Origin of the sequence: Massilia sp. DD77 (assembly GCF_036961685.1) — a bacterium.
Taxonomy (GTDB): Bacteria; Pseudomonadota; Gammaproteobacteria; order Burkholderiales; family Burkholderiaceae_D; genus Telluria.
Genome location: NZ_JBAMDH010000004.1, coordinates 159,734 through 176,689 on the forward strand (window position 1 = coordinate 159,734; position 16,956 = coordinate 176,689).

Sequence of the window (16,956 nt, forward strand, 5' to 3'; positions counted from 1 at the left end):
ATCATGCTCAAGCCCATCCTGCTGGTGGAAGACAATCCCCACGACCTCGAGCTCACGCTCATCGCGCTGTCGAAAAGCCAGCTCGCGAACGAAGTCGTGGTCGTGCGCGACGGCGCCGAGGCGCTCGACTACCTGAACCGGCGCGGCGAGTTCGCGGCGCGCCCGGTCGGCAATCCGGCCGTGATCCTGCTCGACCTCAAGCTGCCGAAAGTGGATGGACTGGAAGTGCTGAAGGCGATCCGCGAGACCGAACTCCTCAAGCCGGTCCCGGTGGTGATGCTGACCTCGTCCAAGGAAGAGCAGGACGTGATCCGCAGCTATGCGCTGGGCGTGAACGCCTATGTGGTCAAGCCGGTGGACTTCAATGAGTTCGTGCGCGCGATCGCCGATCTCGGCATCTTCTGGGCCGTGCTGAACGAACCGCCGCCGGGCTCGCGCCGCTACGTCAAGCCGAAGTGAGCCTCGCCCGCCGATCTGGTTGACGCATGGCCGGCCACGCTGCGCGCACGCCGGCGCAGCAGGTGGCGGATGCGCGCGCTGAGTGCATCCGGGTGGTAGGGTTTCTGCAGCAGGTGCACCGAGGCGTCCAGCTTGCCCTCGTGCGCCAGCACGCCTTCGGCATAGCCCGAGGTGTACAGGATCTGGGCGCCCGGCAGGCGCTCGCGCACGACTTCTCCCAATTGCAGGCTGCTCACCGGTCCCGGCATGATCACATCGGTGAATACCAGGTCGATATGGCGGCCGCTGTCGATGATGCCCACCGCGCTGGCGGCGTCGCCGGCTTCGAGCACCTGGTAGCCGAGCGCGGACAGGATGCCGCAGGTGGCGGAACGCACGTCATCCTCGTCTTCCACCACCAGGATGGTTTCGAGTCCCCCGGCCAGGCAGGGCGCATGTTCCGGCTCGCTCGCCGCCGGCGCGGCATCGCTGCGCGGCAAGTAGATCGATACCGTGGTGCCGCGTCCCGGCTCGCTGCGCAGGACGATCTCGCCGCCGGACTGCTTGACGAAGCCGTAGGCCATCGCGAGGCCCAGGCCGGTGCCCTGCCCGGTCGGCTTGGTGGTGAAGAAGGGCTCGAAGGCGCGCTGCATCACTTCGGGCGGCATGCCCTTGCCGGTATCGCTCACCTCCAGCACCACGTAGTCGCCGCGCTGCACCTCGGGCGGCAGCGCGCTGCGGCCGTCGGCGCCATAGGCATTGCGCGCCGTGATGGTCAGCGTGCCGCTGCCGGCGACGCTGTCGGACATGGCGTCGCGCGCATTGATCGCCAGGTTCAGCAGCACGTTGCCGAGCTGGTTGGGGTCGACCATGGTGCTGCCCAGGTCCGGGGCGATCTCGGTGACGACGCGCGCGCCAGGACCGAGCACGCGGCGCATCATGTCGTCCATCTCGCGCAGCAGGCTGCCGGGATCGATCACCACCGACTGCAGCGGCTGGCGCCGCGCGAAGGCGAGCAGGTGCGACGCCAGCTTGGCGCCGCGTTCCACGCCGTTGAGGGCCATCTCGACGCGGGTGCGCCCGGCGTCGCTCATGCCGCCGATCAGCTTGAGCAGCTGCAGGTTGCCGCCGATGATCTGCAGGACGTTGTTGAAGTCGTGGGCCACGCCGCCGGTCAGCTGGCCGATCGCTTCCATCTTCTGGGCCTGGTGCAGGGCCGACTGGCTGGCCGCCAGCTGTTCCTGGCTCAGGCGAAGCGAGGCGAAGGCCTGGTCGCGCTGGCGCCGCGCGATGCAGGCGCCGCTGTGGTAGCGCACGCGCGCCACCAGCTCGCGCGGGTCGGGCCACTTGACCAGGTAGTCGTTGGCGCCCACGGCGAAGGCCTTGGCCTTGATGTCGGGATCGTCCTCGGACGAGAGCAGGATGACGGGGATGTCTTCGGTCTCGGGGTGGGCGCGCAGCTTGGCGGTGACCTCGAAGCCGCCCACACCAGGCATGCGCAGGTCGACCAGCACCACGGTCGCCTTCACCTCGCGCGCCACCTCGACGGCGCGCGCCGCACTCGATTCGTAGCACAGCGTATGCTGAAGGCAGCCTTGGAGGTTGTGGGCGATGATGTCCTGCGCAAACGGCTCATCGTCGATCAGCAGCACGGAGCAGGCAGAGGAATCGTCTTCGATCATTGCAACGGCATCGCTTTCAGAGCACGGGATACGCAAGGTCTTACCAAATCTATTGCAAAATGGTAAGCGTTAATTCTACATCATTAACTTGTCACAAGCGCCGGGCTCGCTCCTAGCGTGCGCGGTATTGACGGGCGATACCTTGCAAGGATTGCCCGCGCCTCCATCTAGAGGAAGAGCCAACGAGCCGGAGCACGCATGAGCGACAAGCTGTGCCCCTTGTGCGGAAGGCCGCTGGGAACGGAGAACATCGACCGCCACCACCTGGTCCCGAAAACCTACAAGGGCAAGGAGCAATTTCCGATCCACAAAATTTGCCACCGCAAGATCCACTCGGCATTCACCGAACGGGAATTATTCAACACATACCATACCTGGGAAGCCTTGCGCGCGCACGAGGATATCCAGACCTTCATCGCCTGGGTGGCGAAGAAGCCGCCGGGCTTCTACACGCGTACCTATACGGCCAAGGACAAGAAGCAGCGCCGCTGACGCGACCGCCATCAGCCGCCGCCTGGTGCTGGGCAGCCTGGTGTTCGGCATCGGCTGGGGCATCGGCTGGGGCATCGCCGGCTATTGCCCGGGTCCCGCCCTCGCCTCGCTCGCTACCGGCGGCTGGAAGTCCCTGCTCTTCGTCGCGGCCATGGTGGCGGCGGGCATGGCGCTCTACGAGCCGGCCGATCGCCGGCGGCATTGATCCCCTCGCCCGCAGTTTTCCCTTGACAAGGACGGCGGCAGAATATTTCATCTTGGGCAAGTTCAACTTCGGGCCAGCCCCCCGGCTCGCGATCCGCCCATGCATTTCGCCGACTACCTGCGCCACGACGCCACCTCCCTTGCCGCCCTCGTTGCCGAGGGCGCCGTCACGCCGCAGGCGCTGCTGGACACGGCGCTCGCGCGCCAGGCCGCCGTCCACGGCCAGGTCAACGCCGTCTGCCGCCTGATGGAGGACGAAGCCCGGGCCCGGCTCGAGCGCCCGCTGGCCGGCCGTTTCGCCGGCGTACCCTTCTTGCTCAAGGACTGCCTGCAGGATTACGCCGGCCTGCCCACCACCAACGGCAGCCGCTCGATGCGCGGCTACGTCCCACGCGAGCATGCGGCCGTGGTGCGGCGCTACCTGGATGCTGGCCTGGTCGTGTTCGGCAAGACCAACCTGCCCGAGTTCGCCTTGAAAGGCGTCACCGATCCGCTGCTGTCCGGCCGCACCAGCAATCCCTGGAACCTGGAGCACACGCCGGGCGGCTCGAGCGGCGGCGCGGCGGCGGCGGTGGCGGCGGGCATCGTGCCGATGGCGGCCGGGAACGACGGCGGCGGCTCGATCCGCATCCCCGCGGCCTGCTGCGGCCTGTTCGGGCTGCGGCCCTCGCGCGGACGGGTGTCGGCCGGGCCGCATGCGGGCGAGATCTGGTTCGGCGCATCGAGCGAAGGCGTGCTCTCGCGCAGCGTGCGCGACAGCGCGCGCGCCCTCGACATCCTGCAGGGCGCCGAGCCGGGCGACCCTTTCGTGATCGCGCCGCCCGCCGCGCCCTACGAGGAATTGATGCGGCGCGCGCCCGGCCGCCTGCGCATCGGCTTCAGCGCCGCCTCGCCGATCGGGGCCGAGGTGCATCCGGAAGCGGTGGCCGCGGTGCGCCACGCGGCCAAGCTGCTGGCCAGCCTGGGTCACGAGGTGGAGGAAGCGGCGCCCGACATCGACGGCGCGGCCCTGGCCAAGAGCTACCTGCACATCTACTTCGGCCAGGTGCCGGCCATCGTGGCGCGCAACAAGGCCCTGGGCATCGAGGGCGGCGAGGTCGAGCCGATGACCCGCCTGCTGCTGACGCTCGGCAGGGCGACGAGCGCGCCCTCGCTGACGGAGCAGCTGGCGCAGTGGAATACCTATGCGCGGGCGCTGGGGCGTTTCCACCAGCGCTACGACATGCTGCTCACTCCCACCCTGGCCCATCCGCCCGTCAAGCATGGCGCGGGCGACCTGCCCGCCTCGCAGCAGGCGATGCTGGGCTTCCTGCAGCGCAGCGGCGTGCTGGGACTGCTGGCGCGGCTCGGCCTGCTGGATGCCACGGTGGCCCAGATTGCGCGCGACAACCTGCGCTACGTGCCCTTCACCCAGCTCTCCAACCTCACCGGCACGCCCTCGATGTCGGTACCCCTGCACTGGACGGCCGACGGCCTGCCGCTGGGCGTGCAGTTCGTCGCGCCTTCCGGACGCGAGGACAGCCTGCTGCAGCTGGCCGCCCAGCTGGAACATGCCCAGCCCTGGTTCGACCGGCTGCCGGCCATGACCCGCGCATGAGGCATCCCCATGGCGCATGATCCCGCCTTTGCGCTGCGCCTGCGCGACCTGGCGCGGCTGCGCCGGGTGCGCGACCGCATCGACCGCGACTACATGCAGCCGCTGAACGTGGAGGAACTGGCGCGCGGCGTCCACATGTCGGCCGGGCACCTGAGCCGCCAGTTCAAGCTCGCCTACGGCGAGTCGCCCTATTCCTACCTGATGACGCGGCGTATCGAGCGCGCCATGGCCCTGCTGCGGCGCGGCGGCATGAGCGTCACCGAGGTCTGCTTCGAGGTCGGCTGCTCCTCGCTCGGCACCTTCAGCACCCGTTTCACCGAGCTGGCCGGCGTGCCGCCCAGCGTCTACCGCAGCCAGTCAAACCAGGGCCTCGAGGGCATCCCGCCCTGCGTCGCCAGGCAAGTCACGCGACCGATCAGGAATCAAGAAGCGCGGGCCGACGACCCCGGCTAAGCTGGCGTCTCCATCCACCTGAAAGAGGCCCACACCATGGACATCGCCATCCACTCGACCTTCCTCCCGCACCAGGACGCGGAAACCTCGCTCGCCTTCTACCGCGACGTCCTCGGCTTCGAGGTGCGCAAGGACGTCGCCTACGGCGCCATGCGCTGGATCACGGTCGGCCCCGTCAACCAGCCCGGCACCTCGATCGTGCTGTCGCCGGCCGGCGTGGCGCCGGGCGTGACCGACGAGGAGCGCCGCACCATCGCCGAAATGATGGCCAAGGGGACTTATGCGATGCTGCTGTTCTCCACCCGCGACCTGGACGCCGTGTTCGATCGCCTGCAGGCCCTTGATGCCGACATCGTGCAGGAGCCGACCGAGCAGCCCTATGGCGTGCGCGACTGCGCGGTGCGCGATCCGGCCGGGAACATGCTCCGAATCCAGCAACTGCGCTGAGCTTGTTGTTGCTAAAATGAACAGTTGCACTGAGGCACGACCATTCTTCCGGAGTGCCCCAGATGTCCCTGCGCAAACTGCTTCCGATCGCCGCTCTCTTCCTGGCCGGCGCCGTTTCCGCGACTCCTGCCAATGACCCGGCGCACGCCAAGGCGCGCGAGCTGCTGGAGCGCACGGTGAATATCCCGACCACGCCCGGCAGCCCCAAGCTGCTGGAGATGGCGAACTACCTGGCGGGCGAATACTGCAGGGCGGGATTCCCGGAGGCGGACATCAAGGTCATGCCCTACGAGAAGGTCGCGGCCCTGATCGTGCGCTGGCGCGCGCCGAATCCGAGCGCACGCCCGATCATGCTGATGGCCCACATGGACGTGGTCGAGGCCCGCCGCGAGGACTGGGGCGACACGGACCCGTTCGTCTTCACCGAGAAGGACGGCTACTACTATGGCCGCGGCACCAGCGACATCAAGCAGGGCATCGCCGCCACCTTGGCGGCGCTGATGAAGCTCAAGGCCGAGGGCGGCGGCGCCTTCGCTTCCGACGGCCGTCCGCTCGGCTTCTCGCTGCAGTCGGCCGAGAAGACCTACGCCACCTAGACGTTCACCGTGCGCAACCGCGGCGGGCACTCGTCCAAGCCGCGCGCCGACAACGCCATCTATGCCCTGGCGAACGCCCTCGCGCGCCTGGAAAATACCGCTTCACGCCGGTGATGAACGAGACCACCCGCGCCTACTTCGCCGGCCGCGAAAAGACCGAGCGCGGCGCCCTCGGCAATGCCATGCGCGCCTGGCTCAAGAACCCCAGGAACGGCCGCGCCGCCGACCTGATCGAGGCCGACGAAGGCGAGACCGGCCTGACCCGCACCCGCTGCGTGACATGCGCGCCCACGGGCGCGACGAGCGGCTGCCGGTCAAGGCGCGGGACGACGACGTGGACCACTGGGTGTTCATGCTGCGCCGCCTGGCGGGCAAACCCTGAACCGATGGCGGACATGGGGCTTGACCTCGACTTAACTTGAGGTTTTACACTGCCTGCCATGTCCACTCTCCTGAAGGAGTTCGCGCAATGACCGACCTGTCCCGCTATTTCGACCTCATCGGCTACCGCCACGAGGGCAAGCCCAGCATCGCAGCCCTGAAGACGCTGCAGCTGCGCCATACCCACACGCTGCCCTTCGAGAACCTGAACCCGCTCACCGGCGTGCCGGTCAGGCTGGACATCCCTGCGCTGCTGGACAAGTTCACGCAGGGGCGCGGCGGCTACTGCTACGAGCACAACCTGATGTTCGGGCATGCCCTCGCCAGCCTGGGCTTCACGACCCGGCCGCTGGTAGCCCGCGTGCGCCTGAACGTGCCGCAAGGGGTGATCACGCCGCGCACCCACATGCTGGTGCTGGTCGAGGCCGAAGGCGAAACCTGGATCGCGGACACGGGATTCGGCCGCGCCACGCTCACCGCGCCGCTGCGCCTGGCGTCCGGGCTCGCGCAGTCCACGCCGCATGGCGCCTACCGCGTGATGGACGACCCGGCCGGCTACCGCCTGGAAGCCCGGCTCACGGGCGACTGGGAGCCGCTCTACATCTTCGAGATGGCGCCCGCCTACCAGCCGGACTTCGAGATGAGCAACTGGTACGTCTCGACCAATCCGGCCTCGCATTTCACGCGCGACCTGGTGGCCGTGCGCACCACGGTGAGCGGGCGGCATGTCATCAACAACACCCGCTACAGCTTCTACGGCCTGGATGGGGCGCCCAGCACCCGCCAGCTCGGGAGCGTGGACGAGATCGTCGGGCTGCTGGAGACGGAATTCGGCATCGCCACCGCGGGTCTTCCCGGCCTGCGCGCGCGCCTCGGCGGCATTGTCGACAAGGCCCGCGCGGCTAGCTGAACATCAGCCGGGACGCGGGCCCCGCGCGGCCCGCCGGCAGGCCGCGTTGGCCAGGTCGGCGATAGGCGACAAGATGGCGGGGTCGAATTCCCCGGTCGGCTCGCCCGCGCGCAGGCGGCGCGGCCAGTCGGCATGCGTCAGCGCGCCGCGGCCCAGCGACACCAGGTCGGCCTCGCCGCCGTCGAGCAAGGCGGCCGCGCGCCCCGCATCGTGCAGCGAACCGTTGGCGATCACGGGCAGCCCGGCATGCCGTTTCGCCAGCGCGGCCAGGCTCGGGCCGCTGCCGAAGGCGCTCTTCCAGGCTTCGAACTCGGTGGTGTGCAGGTAGTCGACCGGCAGCCTGCCGAGCGTGCCGAAGATGGCCGCCGCATCGGCTTCGCCGCCGCGCCAGCGGTGCTCGAAATCATTGACCTTGGCCTGCGAGATGCGCACGCCCACCGTGAAATCGTCGCCCACCGCGTTGCGCACCGCGCCCGCGACTTCGCACACCAGGTGCAGGCGGCGTTCGAGGTCGCCGCCGTAGCGGTCTTCGCGCAGGTTGCTCCCTTCGCTCAGGAACTGGTCGAGCAGGTAGCCGTTGGCGCCGTGGATCTCGACGCCGTCGAAACCGGCTTCGCGCGCCCGCGCCGCCGCATCGGCGAAGCCGCGAATCGCATCCAGGATGTCCTCCTCGGTCATGGCCTGCGGCAGGCGGTAGGGGCCGTTGCCGCGGTAGAAATGCATCTGCTGTCCTTTCGGGCGCACGACGGAGGGGCCGCGCGTCTCGCTGCGGTAGGGGTTCCCCTGCGACAGCGCGCCCGCATGCATCAGTTGCGCGACGATGAGCGCCCCGCCCGCGTGCACGGCGTGTACCAGCGGCGCCCAGGCATCGCGCTGCACGCCGTCGGACAGGCCGGGCTGGTACAAATAGCCCTGCGAATAGGCCTTGTCGGTATAGATCCCTTCGGTGATCACCAGGCCGAAGCCGCCTTCCGCGAAGGCCTTGTAATAGGCCTGCATGTCGGCCGTCGCGCAGCCGTAGGTGGTGGCGCTGACGCGGGTCATCGGCGCCACCGCGAGGCGGTTTTGCAGCGCCAGGCGGCCCATGCTGAAGGGGTCGAACAGTTGCTGGTGGGGCGCGCAGCCGCGCAGCTCGCTGGCGCCCATCTCAGCGCTCCCCGCCCGCGCCGGCGGCGGCGATGGCCTCGATTTCGATCATGGCTTTCGGGTCGTACAAGGCCTTGATCTCGGCGATGGTGTCGGCCGGGTAGGGCGCGGAAAAGAAGCGGCGGCGCAGTTCCACGACCTCCTTGAAATTGCCCATGTCGGTCACAAAAATCGTGACCTTGACGACGTCCTTCAGGCTCGATCCGCCGGCTTCGAGCGCGCGGGCCAGGTTGGCGAACGCCTGCTCGCCCTGGGCGCGGAAACCGCCTTCGACGATCTTGCCGTCGTCGCCCGCGCCGGCCTGGCCGGAGATGAACAGCAAGTCGCCGAACTTGATGCCTTGCGAAAGCAGGAAGGGTTCGTAGTTGTCGGGCTGGGTGATGACGCGCTCAAACATGGTGGACTCCTTGGAAGAATGCCGCGGGACCTGTCCCGCGAGGCGGTAGCGGTACGATAGGCGCCCGCCCCCGCGTTGACAAACTCGAAGTTGTCAGGCATAAGCTGAATTTATTTCATCTATCAAGCCATGCGGCGACTCCCTCCCCTCTCGGCATTGCGCGCTTTCGAAGCGGCGGCCCGGCGCGGCAGCTTCAAGCTGGCGGCCGACGAACTCGCGGTCACGCCGACCGCCATCAGCCACCAGATCCGCTCCCTGGAGGAGTACACCGGCCTCGCGCTGTTCGACCGGCAGGTGCGCAAGGTGGTCCTGACCGAGGCCGGCCAGGCGCTCTATCCTGTCCTGCGCGACGGCTTCAATGCCTTCGAGATGGTCCTGCAGGGGCTGGACAAGAAGAAGACCCGGCGCGTGGTCACGATCTCGGCGACGAATGCCTTCATGGCGCGCTGGCTGGCGCCGCGGGTGGCGCGCTTCCGCCGGCTGCACCCGGACATCGACCTGGAGCTGCATGCCTCGGACCAGGCGGTGGACCTGGGCGCCGACCATGCCGACCTGGCGGTCCGCTACGGACGCGGCCCCTATCCTGGGATGGTGTCGGAAGCGCTGTTCACCGACAGCTTCGCTCCGCTGGCCAGCCCCGCGCTGGGCGTGGCCGCGCCGGCCGACCTGGCCACGTTGCCGCTGATCGATTTCAAGTGGAGCCGCCAGCATCCGCTCAATCCCACCTGGAAGAACTGGTTCGCAGCCGCCGGCCTGCCGTGGCGGGCGCCCAAGGGCGGGCTGCGATTCTCGGACGAAGGCCACGCGATCCAGGCGGCGCTCGCGGGCCAGGGGATCGCCCTGCTCAGCCTCGCGCTGCTCGCGGACGAGATCGCGGCGGGACGCCTGGTGCGGCCTTTCGGCCCCGCGATCCCCGGCCACACCTACCACCTCGTGCGCAGCGCGGGCCACACCCCGGCGCCGCAGGTCGAGGCCGCGCTGGCCTGGTTGCGTTCCGAGGCGGCCAGTCAGCCCTAAAGATGCAGCGCCCCCAGCGCCGCGACCGCGGCGCTGATCTCCTCGTTCTGCAGGGCCGCAAAGCCGAGCAGCCATCCGTCCAGCCTGCCTTCGCCCATGTAGAGCGCCGACAGCGAAGGCGTGGCGATGCCGCGCGCAGCGGCCTGGCGCGTGAGCGCCGCCTCGCTGCCCGCCGGCAGGCGCACCGCCAGCTGCAGGCCGCCGGCGCCCGGCTGCGGCGCCATCCAGTCCAGTCCCGCCGCGTGCAGCCGCTCGAGCAGCAGCGCGCGCCGGCTCGCGTACAGCAGCCGCATCTGGCGCAGGTGACGCGCGAAGTGGCCGTGGGCGATGAACTCCGCCGTCACCGCCTGCGCCAGCTGGGCGCTGTGGCCGTCCATGACGGTGCGCGCCTTGACCACCGGGTCCACCAGCGCCGCCGGCAGCACGGCATAGGCCAGGCGCAGCGAGGGAAACAGCACTTTCGAGAAGGTGCCGAGGTAGATCACGCGGCCATGGCGGTCCAGGCCCTGCATGGCCGGCAGCGGGCGCGCATCGTAGCGGAACTCGCTGTCGTAGTCGTCCTCGACGATCCAGCCGCCGTCGCACTGCGCGGCTTCCAGCAGCGCGAGCCGGCGCCCCAGGCCGAGCGTGACGCCGGTCGGGTACTGGTGCGAAGGCGTCAGGTAAGTCAGCCGCGCCGGATGCGCCGGCAGCGTCATGCCTTCGGCGTCGACCGGGACCGGCAGCAGCCGCGCGCCGGCGCCGGCAAAGGCGTTGCGCGCGCCGACATAGCCCGGCTCCTCGATATGCACCGTGTCGCCCGGGTCGAGCAGCAGCATGGCCAACAGCTGCAGCGCCTGCTGCGAGCTGGTGAGCACCACCACCTGCCCGGCGTCGCAGCGTACGCCGCGCGACTGCGCCAGGTAGGCGGCGATGGCTTCGCGCAGCGGCGCGTATCCCTGCGGATCGCCATAGCCCATCAGGGCCGCGCCCTGGCTGCGCAGCTGGCGCGCCGTGATCTGGCGCCAGGTCTCGACCGGGAAGGCGCGCAGGTCCGGACTACCGGCGCAGAAGGCGCGCGGCACGAGCGGATCGTGGCAGCCGCCGGTGCCGACGATGGCGACGCCACGGCGCGACAAGCCTGCTTCGCCCTGGACGGTCTGGGCGGGCGCCTGCCAGCCGGACGAGGCGATGCAGACGACGGTGCCGTGGCCGACGCGGCGCGCCAGATAGCCTTCGGCCTCCAGCTGCGCGTAGGCCGCCTCCGCGGTCACGCGCGAAATCGCCAGGTCGGCCGCCAGCACCCGCGTGGACGGCAGGCGCGCGCCCTGCCCCAGCTCGCCGCGCCGGATGGCGCCGCGCAGGGCCGCACAGACGCGCTCGCGCAGCGGCAGGCCGGGCTGGTCCTCGCGCTGGAACAGGCTGAGCCAGAGGGCGGGCGTACTTGGAGCATCCGGCATTGGTCTTGTCGATGACTGGGAATTGGCATCCATCATAATGCCATGCGCGGACTAGAATGGCAGCATCGTCAACACAGGAGCCATCCATGTCCGCCCCCTCGCTGGTGCTGCAATTCCCCGCCCCCGATCCCGCGCAGAGCGCCGTCTTCATGCAGGCCAAGCTGGCCTACCACACCGATTCCGCCGACCTGGCGGAAGACCTGCTGAACGGCGTCGACGCCATCGTCGTGATCGACACCCGCAGTCCGGAGCACTATGCGGCCGGCCATATTCCCGGCGCGATCAGCTTTCCGCACCGGACCATGGATGAGCACAGCACGTCTGCGCTAGACCGCGGCAAGACCTATGTCGTCTACTGCGACGGCATCGGCTGCAACGGCTCGACCAAGGGCGCCTGGAAGCTGGCGCGCCTCGGATTCAAGGTGAAGGAGCTGCTGGGCGGCCTGGACTTCTGGAAGCGCGACGGCCATCCGCTGGCCACCGGCATGGAAGCGGGCCGCTTGGGCGCGGCCGCCCGGTGCGGCTGCTGAACCGGCTCAGGCGCCGGCCACCAGCGCCGCGATCGCGCTGCCCACGTCCACGGTAGGCGCCTGCCCGCCCAGGTCGGCGGTGCGCGGACCGTCGCGCAGGACCTGCTCGATGGCCGCGAGGATCGTGTCGTGGGCGGCGCGCAGTTCCGGGCCGGCATCCGGCGCGCCGGCCAGGAAGTCCAGCATCATGGCGCCCGACCAGATCATCGCCACCGGGTTGGCGACACCCTTGCCCGCGATGTCCGGCGCCGAGCCGTGCACCGGTTCGAACAAGGAAGGAAAGCGCCGCTCCGGATTCAGGTTGCCTGAAGGCGCCAGGCCGATGGTGCCGGTGCAGGCCGGGCCGAGGTCGGACAGGATGTCGCCGAACAGGTTGGACGCGACCACCACGTCGAAGCGGTCCGGCTGCAGCACGAAACGCGCGGTGAGGATGTCGATGTGCTGCTTGTCGACGGTGATGCCTGGGTAGTCCTTGCCGATGGCGTCGGCGCGGCCGTCCCACCAGGGCATGCTGATGGCGATGCCGTTCGACTTGGTGGCCACCGTCAGGTGCCTGCGCGCGGGCCTTGGCCAGCTCGAAGGCATATTTGAGCACGCGGTCGGTGCCGTGGCGGGTGAAGACCGATTCCTGGATCACCAGCTCGCGCTCGGTGCCGGGGAACATGATGCCGCCGAGGTTCGTGTATTCGCCCTCGGTGTTCTCGCGCACCACGAAGAAGTCGATGTCGCCGGGCTTGCGGCCGGCCAGCGGACAAGGAACGCCGTCGAACAGGCGCACCGGGCGCAGGTTGATGTACTGGTCGAATTCGCGCCGGAACTTGAGGAGCGAACCCCAGAGCGAGATGTGGTCGGGGACGGTAGCGGGCCAGCCGACCGCGCCGAAGTAGATCGCATCCATGCCGGCCAGCTGGTCCTTCCAGTCGGGCGGGATCATGTCGCCGGTCTTCAGGTAGTAGTCGCAGCTGGCCCACTCGAAGTGGGTGAAGTCCAGTTGCAGCTTGAAGCGCCGGGCGGCGGCCTCCAGGACCTTGAGGCCTTCGGGGAGGACTTCCTTGCCGATGCCGTCGCCGGGGATGGCGGCGATCTTGAATGGGCGGGTCATGGGGGCTCCTTTCGAAAAAGGCATGGTACTGCTATTTCGGCCACAAACGCATGCATCGTCATCCCCGCGCAGGCGGGGACCCAAGTTCGCCTGCAGGCCGATAGCGTGTTTCCTGGCTGCTCAACGGAATTGGGTCCCCGCCTTCGCGGGGATGACGTGCGAACGGTGCGGGACAAAAAGAGTCGCCGATATGCAAACCCCTGCGTCAAAACAAAAAGGGCCGCATCTTGCAATGCGGCCCTTCGAATTCTGGCTCCCCGACCTGGACTCGAACCAGGGACCTGCGGATTAACAGTCCGTCGCTCTACCGACTGAGCTATCAGGGAAAAGAGGCCGCATTATAACGGCTGGCATCGGGTTTGACCAGTGCCGATTTTCAAGCATCGAGGAAGCGGCGGCACGGGCCTCTCCCAGCAGGCAAGTTGACAGCACGGCTATTCTAAATGATAATTGTTCTCATTATCATTCGCACTAACAAAAAGAAAGCCATGCCCACGCCTGTCATCCCGATGCGCAGCCTTGCCAGCCTGCTCGTCCTGTCCACCCTGATCCCCGCCACCGCCCAGACCGTCGCCGAGGACACCGCGCAGGTGGTCGTCACCGCCACCGGCTACCGCACCACCGGCACCAAGTCCGACCTCAAGCCGCTGGAATCGCCGATGAGCTACGAGATCTACGACAACGAACTCCTGAGCTCGCGCCAGGCCGACAGCGTCAACGAAGCACTGCGCTACGTGCCGGGCGTGACACCGGAGAGTCGCTCGACCGTCACCATCTTCGACCAGTACACCATCCGCGGCTTCGAAAGCTACCGCAACTACTATGACGGCCTGCCGCTGCAGTACGACGGCCTGTGGAACCTGGTGCCGCAAGTGGACGCCTTCGCCACCGAGAGCGTGGAAGTGCTGAAGGGCCCGGTGTCTGTGCTCTACGGCTCGGCGCCGCCGGGCGGCATGGTCAACCAGACCGCGAAGCAGCCGCGCCCAGGCCAGAAAACGCAGGAGACCCTGGTGCGCGCCCGCATCGGCACGAATGCCTTGCGCGAACTGGCCCTGGACAGCACCGGCCCGCTCTCGCAAGACGTCGACTACCGCGTGATCGCACTGGCGCGCGAGCGCGACGGCCAGCAGGTCACCACCAAGGAAGAACGCCGCCTGCTCGCCCCTTCGGTCACCTGGCGCATCAGCCCCGCGACCCGCCTCAACCTGAATCTCTATTACCAGGACGATCCCGCCCTGATTCCGTCGACGCCGCTGCCCGCGACCGGCACCCTGCGTGAAGCGCCCTACGGACGCCTGGACGCCGACGCTTTCGCGGGCGACGCCGCCTGGTCGGGCATGGAGCGCGAGACGCTGCTCTCGGGCTGGAAGTTCGAGCATGCCTTCAACGACAGCGTGAGCTTCCTGCAGAACTTCCGCTATACCAAGGCCGACGGCTTCCAGCGCAACACCTACAACAACGGCCTGTTGGCCGACAACCGCACCCTGCTGCGCTCGGCCTACTTCACCGACGAATCGATGCGCGGTTACGTGGTCGATAACCAGTTCGCCTTCCGCTTCAATACCGGCGCCTGGACTCACCGCGTGCTGGCCGGCGCCGACTACCAGAAACTGCGCACCAGCGTCCGCTATGGCGACACGCTGGGCACGAACACGCCCTCGATCGACCTGGGCAGCCCGAACCATCACCTGTTCGACGTGGCCGCCCTGCCCTTCGACTTCTACACCGAGCGCCACGGCATCCGCCAGTCGCAGCTGGGCTTCTACCTGCAGGACGAAGCGAAACTCGGCCCCCTGACCCTGCTCGGCGGCCTGCGCCGCGACCGCTACCGCAGCGAAGACGCCAAACAGTCGAGCTACGACGGTTTCCCGTCGAGCGGCGTCACGGCGATCGCCCAGGAGCGCACCAGCGGTCGCGTCGCCGCGATCTACCAGGTGGGCAACGGCCTGGCGCCCTACCTCAATTACTCGACTTCGTTCGAGCCGACCTCCGGCGTCGACTCGCTCACCGGCGCCGCCTTCAAGCCGACCACCGCCAAGCAGATGGAGGCCGGCGTAAAGTACCGCTCGCAGGACGGCCGCACCCAGTTGACTGCGGCCGGGTTCGAGATCCGCAAGCAGAACGTGGTGGTCAACACGCCCGACTTCATGCAGTACACCCAGAACGGCGAAGTACGCTCGACCGGCGTGGAAGTGTCGTGGAACCAGGCCATCGGCGACCATCTCGACTTCACGCTGGGCCTGACCCGCCTGGACATGGAAGTGACCGAGAACGCGTCCGATCCTTCGCTGGTCGGCAAGACCCCGGTGTGGGTGGCCGACAAGCAGGCCTCGCTGTGGCTGAACTACCAGCCGATGGATGCGCTGGACCTGAGCGCCGGCGTGCGCTATGTGGGCGAAAGCCAGATGGATGCGGCGAATACCGCCACCGTACCCGCCTACACCGTCTTCGACGCGGCCGCGATGCTGCGCCTGAACAAGACCTGGCGCCTGGGCCTCACCGCCAGCAACCTGGGCGACAAGCGCTACGTCGGCGCCTGCCACAGCGCGCAGAACTGCTGGATGGGCGCCGAGCGCAGCGTCGAGCTGACCCTGCACGCTGCATTCTGACCTGGAGCATCGCATGAGTTTTCGCGCCTGGTACACCGTGCACAAATGGACCAGCCTGATCGCCACGCTGTTCCTGCTGATGCTGTGCCTGACGGGGCTGCCGCTGATCTTCTCGCACGAGATCAGCCACCTGCTGGGCACCAGCGCCGATGCGCCGGCGTTGGCCTCGAGCCACACCGGCCGCGCCAGCATCGACGCCATCGTCGCCGACGCCCAGGCGCGCCGTCCGCAGGACGTGCCGCAGTTCCTGGTGGCCGAGGCGGACGAGCCGGATCTGCTCTACGTGCGCATGGCCGACCGCATCGATTCGCCCGGCCTGACGGCCTTCTATACCTACGACGCCCGCACCGGGAACTTCCTCAGCGAATACCCGCTGGGCCAGGGCTTCATGGACGTGATGCTGCGCCTGCACGTCGACATGTACATGGGGATCGGCGGCACCCTGTTCCTGGGTTTGATGGGTCTGCTGCTGGCGGCGTCAATCGTGTCGGGCATCTATGTGTACGGGCCCACCATGAAGAAGCTGCGCTTCGGCAGCATCCGGCGCAACCGCGCCACGCGCCTCAAATGGCTGGACCAGCATAACCTGCTCGGCATGGTCACCCTGGTGTGGCTGCTGGTGGTGGGCGTGACGGGCACGATCAATGCGCTCAACCAGCCGATCTTCGCGGCCTGGCAGGCCAGCGAACTGAAGGCGCTGGCGGAGCCGTTCAAGGGCCAGCCGGCGGTGACGGGGGCCGTGTCCGCCGACGCGGCCGTCAAGGCGGCCTTGAAGGCGGCGCCGGGCAAGACGCTCAGCTTCATGGCCTATCCGGGCAACGACTTCGCCACGCCGCAGCACTTCATGGCCTTCATGCAGGGCAATACCCCGGTGACCTCCAAGCTGCTATCGATCGTGATGATCGATGCGAGAACAAGCGAGGTGGTGACGACGGGTGAGATGCCGTGGTACGTATCGACCCTGATGCTGTCGCAGCCGCTGCACTTCGGGGATTATGGCGGGATGGCGCTCAAGGTCCTGTGGCTGGGGCTGGATCTGCTGAGTATCTGGGTGCTGTGGAGCGGCTTGGTGCTGTGGTGGAAGCGGCGCACTGTGACGGCGGAGCAGAAGCAGGCGAGCTTGCAAGGCGTACCCAAAGAGGCCATCAGCTAAGCCGAAGTCCGCACCTCTCCCTTTCCACTTCCCCCTACCAACGTCGTCCCGGCGAAGGCCGGGATCCAAGTTTGTTTGCAGGCCAATAACATCATTCCTGGCTAAGCGACCGACTTGGATCCCGGCCTTCGCCGGGATGAGATGCTGATGGCGCGGGATGGCTGGAACGATAACGGCTTACGCCAGCGCCAGAAACAAAAAGGGCCGCATCTTACAATGCGGCCCTTCGTATTCTGGCTCCCCGACCTGGACTCGAACCAGGGACCTGCGGATTAACAGTCCGTCGCTCTACCGACTGAGCTATCAGGGAAAGGAGGCCGAATTATACCTGCTTCTTCCGGTTTGGCAAATGCCGCGATAACA

17 protein-coding genes, 2 tRNA genes and 2 pseudogenes are annotated in these 16,956 nt (G+C 68.0%); 14 read left to right on the forward strand and 7 right to left on the reverse strand.

Annotation, left to right across the window (positions count from 1 at the left end; translation table 11 throughout):
- Positions 1-3 precede the first annotated feature (3 nt).
- Positions 4-459: a response regulator gene (locus V7778_RS03435; RefSeq protein ID WP_335551942.1), complete on the forward strand. Its 456-nt coding sequence runs from the start codon at positions 4-6 to the stop codon at positions 457-459.
- On the opposite strand, the gene V7778_RS03440 is transcribed toward V7778_RS03435, so the two are convergent.
- Complete coding sequence (locus tag V7778_RS03440) at positions 441-2,120, reverse strand: response regulator (protein ID WP_335551943.1); 1,680 nt, start codon at positions 2,118-2,120, stop codon at positions 441-443. The genes V7778_RS03435 and V7778_RS03440 overlap by 19 nt on opposite strands.
- Positions 2,121-2,318: 198 nt before the next feature.
- On the opposite strand from V7778_RS03440, the gene V7778_RS03445 reads away from it, so the two are divergent.
- From V7778_RS03445 to V7778_RS03480, 9 genes and pseudogenes are all read left to right on the forward strand, one after another.
- Positions 2,319-2,612, forward strand: a complete 294-nt coding sequence (locus V7778_RS03445; RefSeq protein ID WP_335551944.1) for an HNH endonuclease signature motif containing protein — start codon at positions 2,319-2,321, stop codon at positions 2,610-2,612.
- A gap of 1 nt (position 2,613) precedes the next feature.
- Positions 2,614-2,817, forward strand: a pseudogene (locus V7778_RS03450) (DUF6691 family protein); the annotation flags it as partial.
- Positions 2,818-2,916: 99 nt separating this feature from the next.
- Complete coding sequence (locus tag V7778_RS03455; protein WP_335551945.1) at positions 2,917-4,413, forward strand: amidase; 1,497 nt, start codon at positions 2,917-2,919, stop codon at positions 4,411-4,413.
- A 9-nt stretch (positions 4,414-4,422) separates the two neighbouring features.
- Positions 4,423-4,866: a helix-turn-helix transcriptional regulator gene (locus V7778_RS03460; RefSeq protein WP_335551946.1), complete on the forward strand. Its 444-nt coding sequence runs from the start codon at positions 4,423-4,425 to the stop codon at positions 4,864-4,866.
- Between the two features lie 36 nt (positions 4,867-4,902).
- Positions 4,903-5,313: a VOC family protein gene (locus V7778_RS03465; protein WP_335551947.1), complete on the forward strand. Its 411-nt coding sequence runs from the start codon at positions 4,903-4,905 to the stop codon at positions 5,311-5,313.
- A gap of 62 nt (positions 5,314-5,375) precedes the next feature.
- Positions 5,376-5,909, forward strand: a complete 534-nt coding sequence (locus V7778_RS03470) for a M20/M25/M40 family metallo-hydrolase (protein ID WP_335551948.1) — start codon at positions 5,376-5,378, stop codon at positions 5,907-5,909.
- A gap of 9 nt (positions 5,910-5,918) precedes the next feature.
- Complete coding sequence (locus V7778_RS25125) at positions 5,919-6,023, forward strand: peptidase dimerization domain-containing protein (protein ID WP_442920690.1); 105 nt, start codon at positions 5,919-5,921, stop codon at positions 6,021-6,023.
- Positions 6,023-6,331, forward strand: a complete 309-nt coding sequence (locus V7778_RS03475; RefSeq protein ID WP_335551949.1) for a hypothetical protein — start codon at positions 6,023-6,025, stop codon at positions 6,329-6,331. Before V7778_RS25125 ends, V7778_RS03475 begins: the two co-directional genes overlap by 1 nt.
- 47 nt (positions 6,332-6,378) lie before the next feature.
- Positions 6,379-7,200, forward strand: a complete 822-nt coding sequence (locus tag V7778_RS03480; RefSeq protein ID WP_335551950.1) for an arylamine N-acetyltransferase family protein — start codon at positions 6,379-6,381, stop codon at positions 7,198-7,200.
- 3 nt (positions 7,201-7,203) lie between these two features.
- On the opposite strand, the gene V7778_RS03485 is transcribed toward V7778_RS03480, so the two are convergent.
- Positions 7,204-8,346 carry an NADH:flavin oxidoreductase gene (locus V7778_RS03485; RefSeq protein WP_335551951.1) on the reverse strand — a complete coding sequence of 381 codons (1,143 nt, stop codon included), beginning with the start codon at positions 8,344-8,346 and terminating at the stop codon, positions 7,204-7,206.
- 1 nt (position 8,347) lies between these two features.
- Positions 8,348-8,743: a RidA family protein gene (locus tag V7778_RS03490; RefSeq protein ID WP_335551952.1), complete on the reverse strand. Its 396-nt coding sequence runs from the start codon at positions 8,741-8,743 to the stop codon at positions 8,348-8,350.
- Between the two features lie 129 nt (positions 8,744-8,872).
- Here V7778_RS03490 and V7778_RS03495 point away from each other — a divergent pair, with 129 nt between their 5' ends.
- Complete coding sequence (locus V7778_RS03495; RefSeq protein ID WP_335551953.1) at positions 8,873-9,760, forward strand: LysR substrate-binding domain-containing protein; 888 nt, start codon at positions 8,873-8,875, stop codon at positions 9,758-9,760.
- On the opposite strand, the gene pdxR is transcribed toward V7778_RS03495, so the two are convergent.
- Positions 9,757-11,199, reverse strand: a complete 1,443-nt coding sequence (gene pdxR, locus V7778_RS03500) for a MocR-like pyridoxine biosynthesis transcription factor PdxR (RefSeq protein WP_335551954.1) — start codon at positions 11,197-11,199, stop codon at positions 9,757-9,759. The genes V7778_RS03495 and pdxR overlap by 4 nt on opposite strands.
- Positions 11,200-11,285: 86 nt before the next feature.
- Here pdxR and V7778_RS03505 point away from each other — a divergent pair, with 86 nt between their 5' ends.
- The gene (locus V7778_RS03505) at positions 11,286-11,729 is read left to right on the forward strand and encodes a rhodanese-like domain-containing protein (RefSeq protein WP_335551955.1); all 444 of its coding nucleotides are present in this window, start codon (positions 11,286-11,288) and stop codon (positions 11,727-11,729) included.
- A gap of 6 nt (positions 11,730-11,735) precedes the next feature.
- Here the strand turns inward: V7778_RS03505 and V7778_RS03510 are convergent.
- Both V7778_RS03510 and V7778_RS03515 read right to left on the reverse strand, forming a co-directional pair.
- Positions 11,736-12,831: pseudogene (locus V7778_RS03510) on the reverse strand (tartrate dehydrogenase).
- A 250-nt stretch (positions 12,832-13,081) separates the two neighbouring features.
- Positions 13,082-13,157: transfer RNA gene (locus V7778_RS03515), tRNA-Asn, on the reverse strand.
- A 162-nt stretch (positions 13,158-13,319) separates the two neighbouring features.
- Between V7778_RS03515 and V7778_RS03520 the strand changes: the two genes are divergently transcribed.
- Entirely contained in the window at positions 13,320-15,440 is a 2,121-nt protein-coding gene (locus V7778_RS03520) for a TonB-dependent siderophore receptor (protein ID WP_335551956.1), read from the forward strand.
- Positions 15,441-15,453: 13 nt separating this feature from the next.
- The gene (locus V7778_RS03525) at positions 15,454-16,593 is read left to right on the forward strand and encodes a PepSY-associated TM helix domain-containing protein (protein ID WP_335551957.1); all 1,140 of its coding nucleotides are present in this window, start codon (positions 15,454-15,456) and stop codon (positions 16,591-16,593) included.
- 234 nt (positions 16,594-16,827) lie between these two features.
- On the opposite strand, the gene V7778_RS03530 is transcribed toward V7778_RS03525, so the two are convergent.
- Positions 16,828-16,903, reverse strand: a tRNA-Asn gene (locus tag V7778_RS03530).
- Positions 16,904-16,956 lie beyond the last annotated feature (53 nt).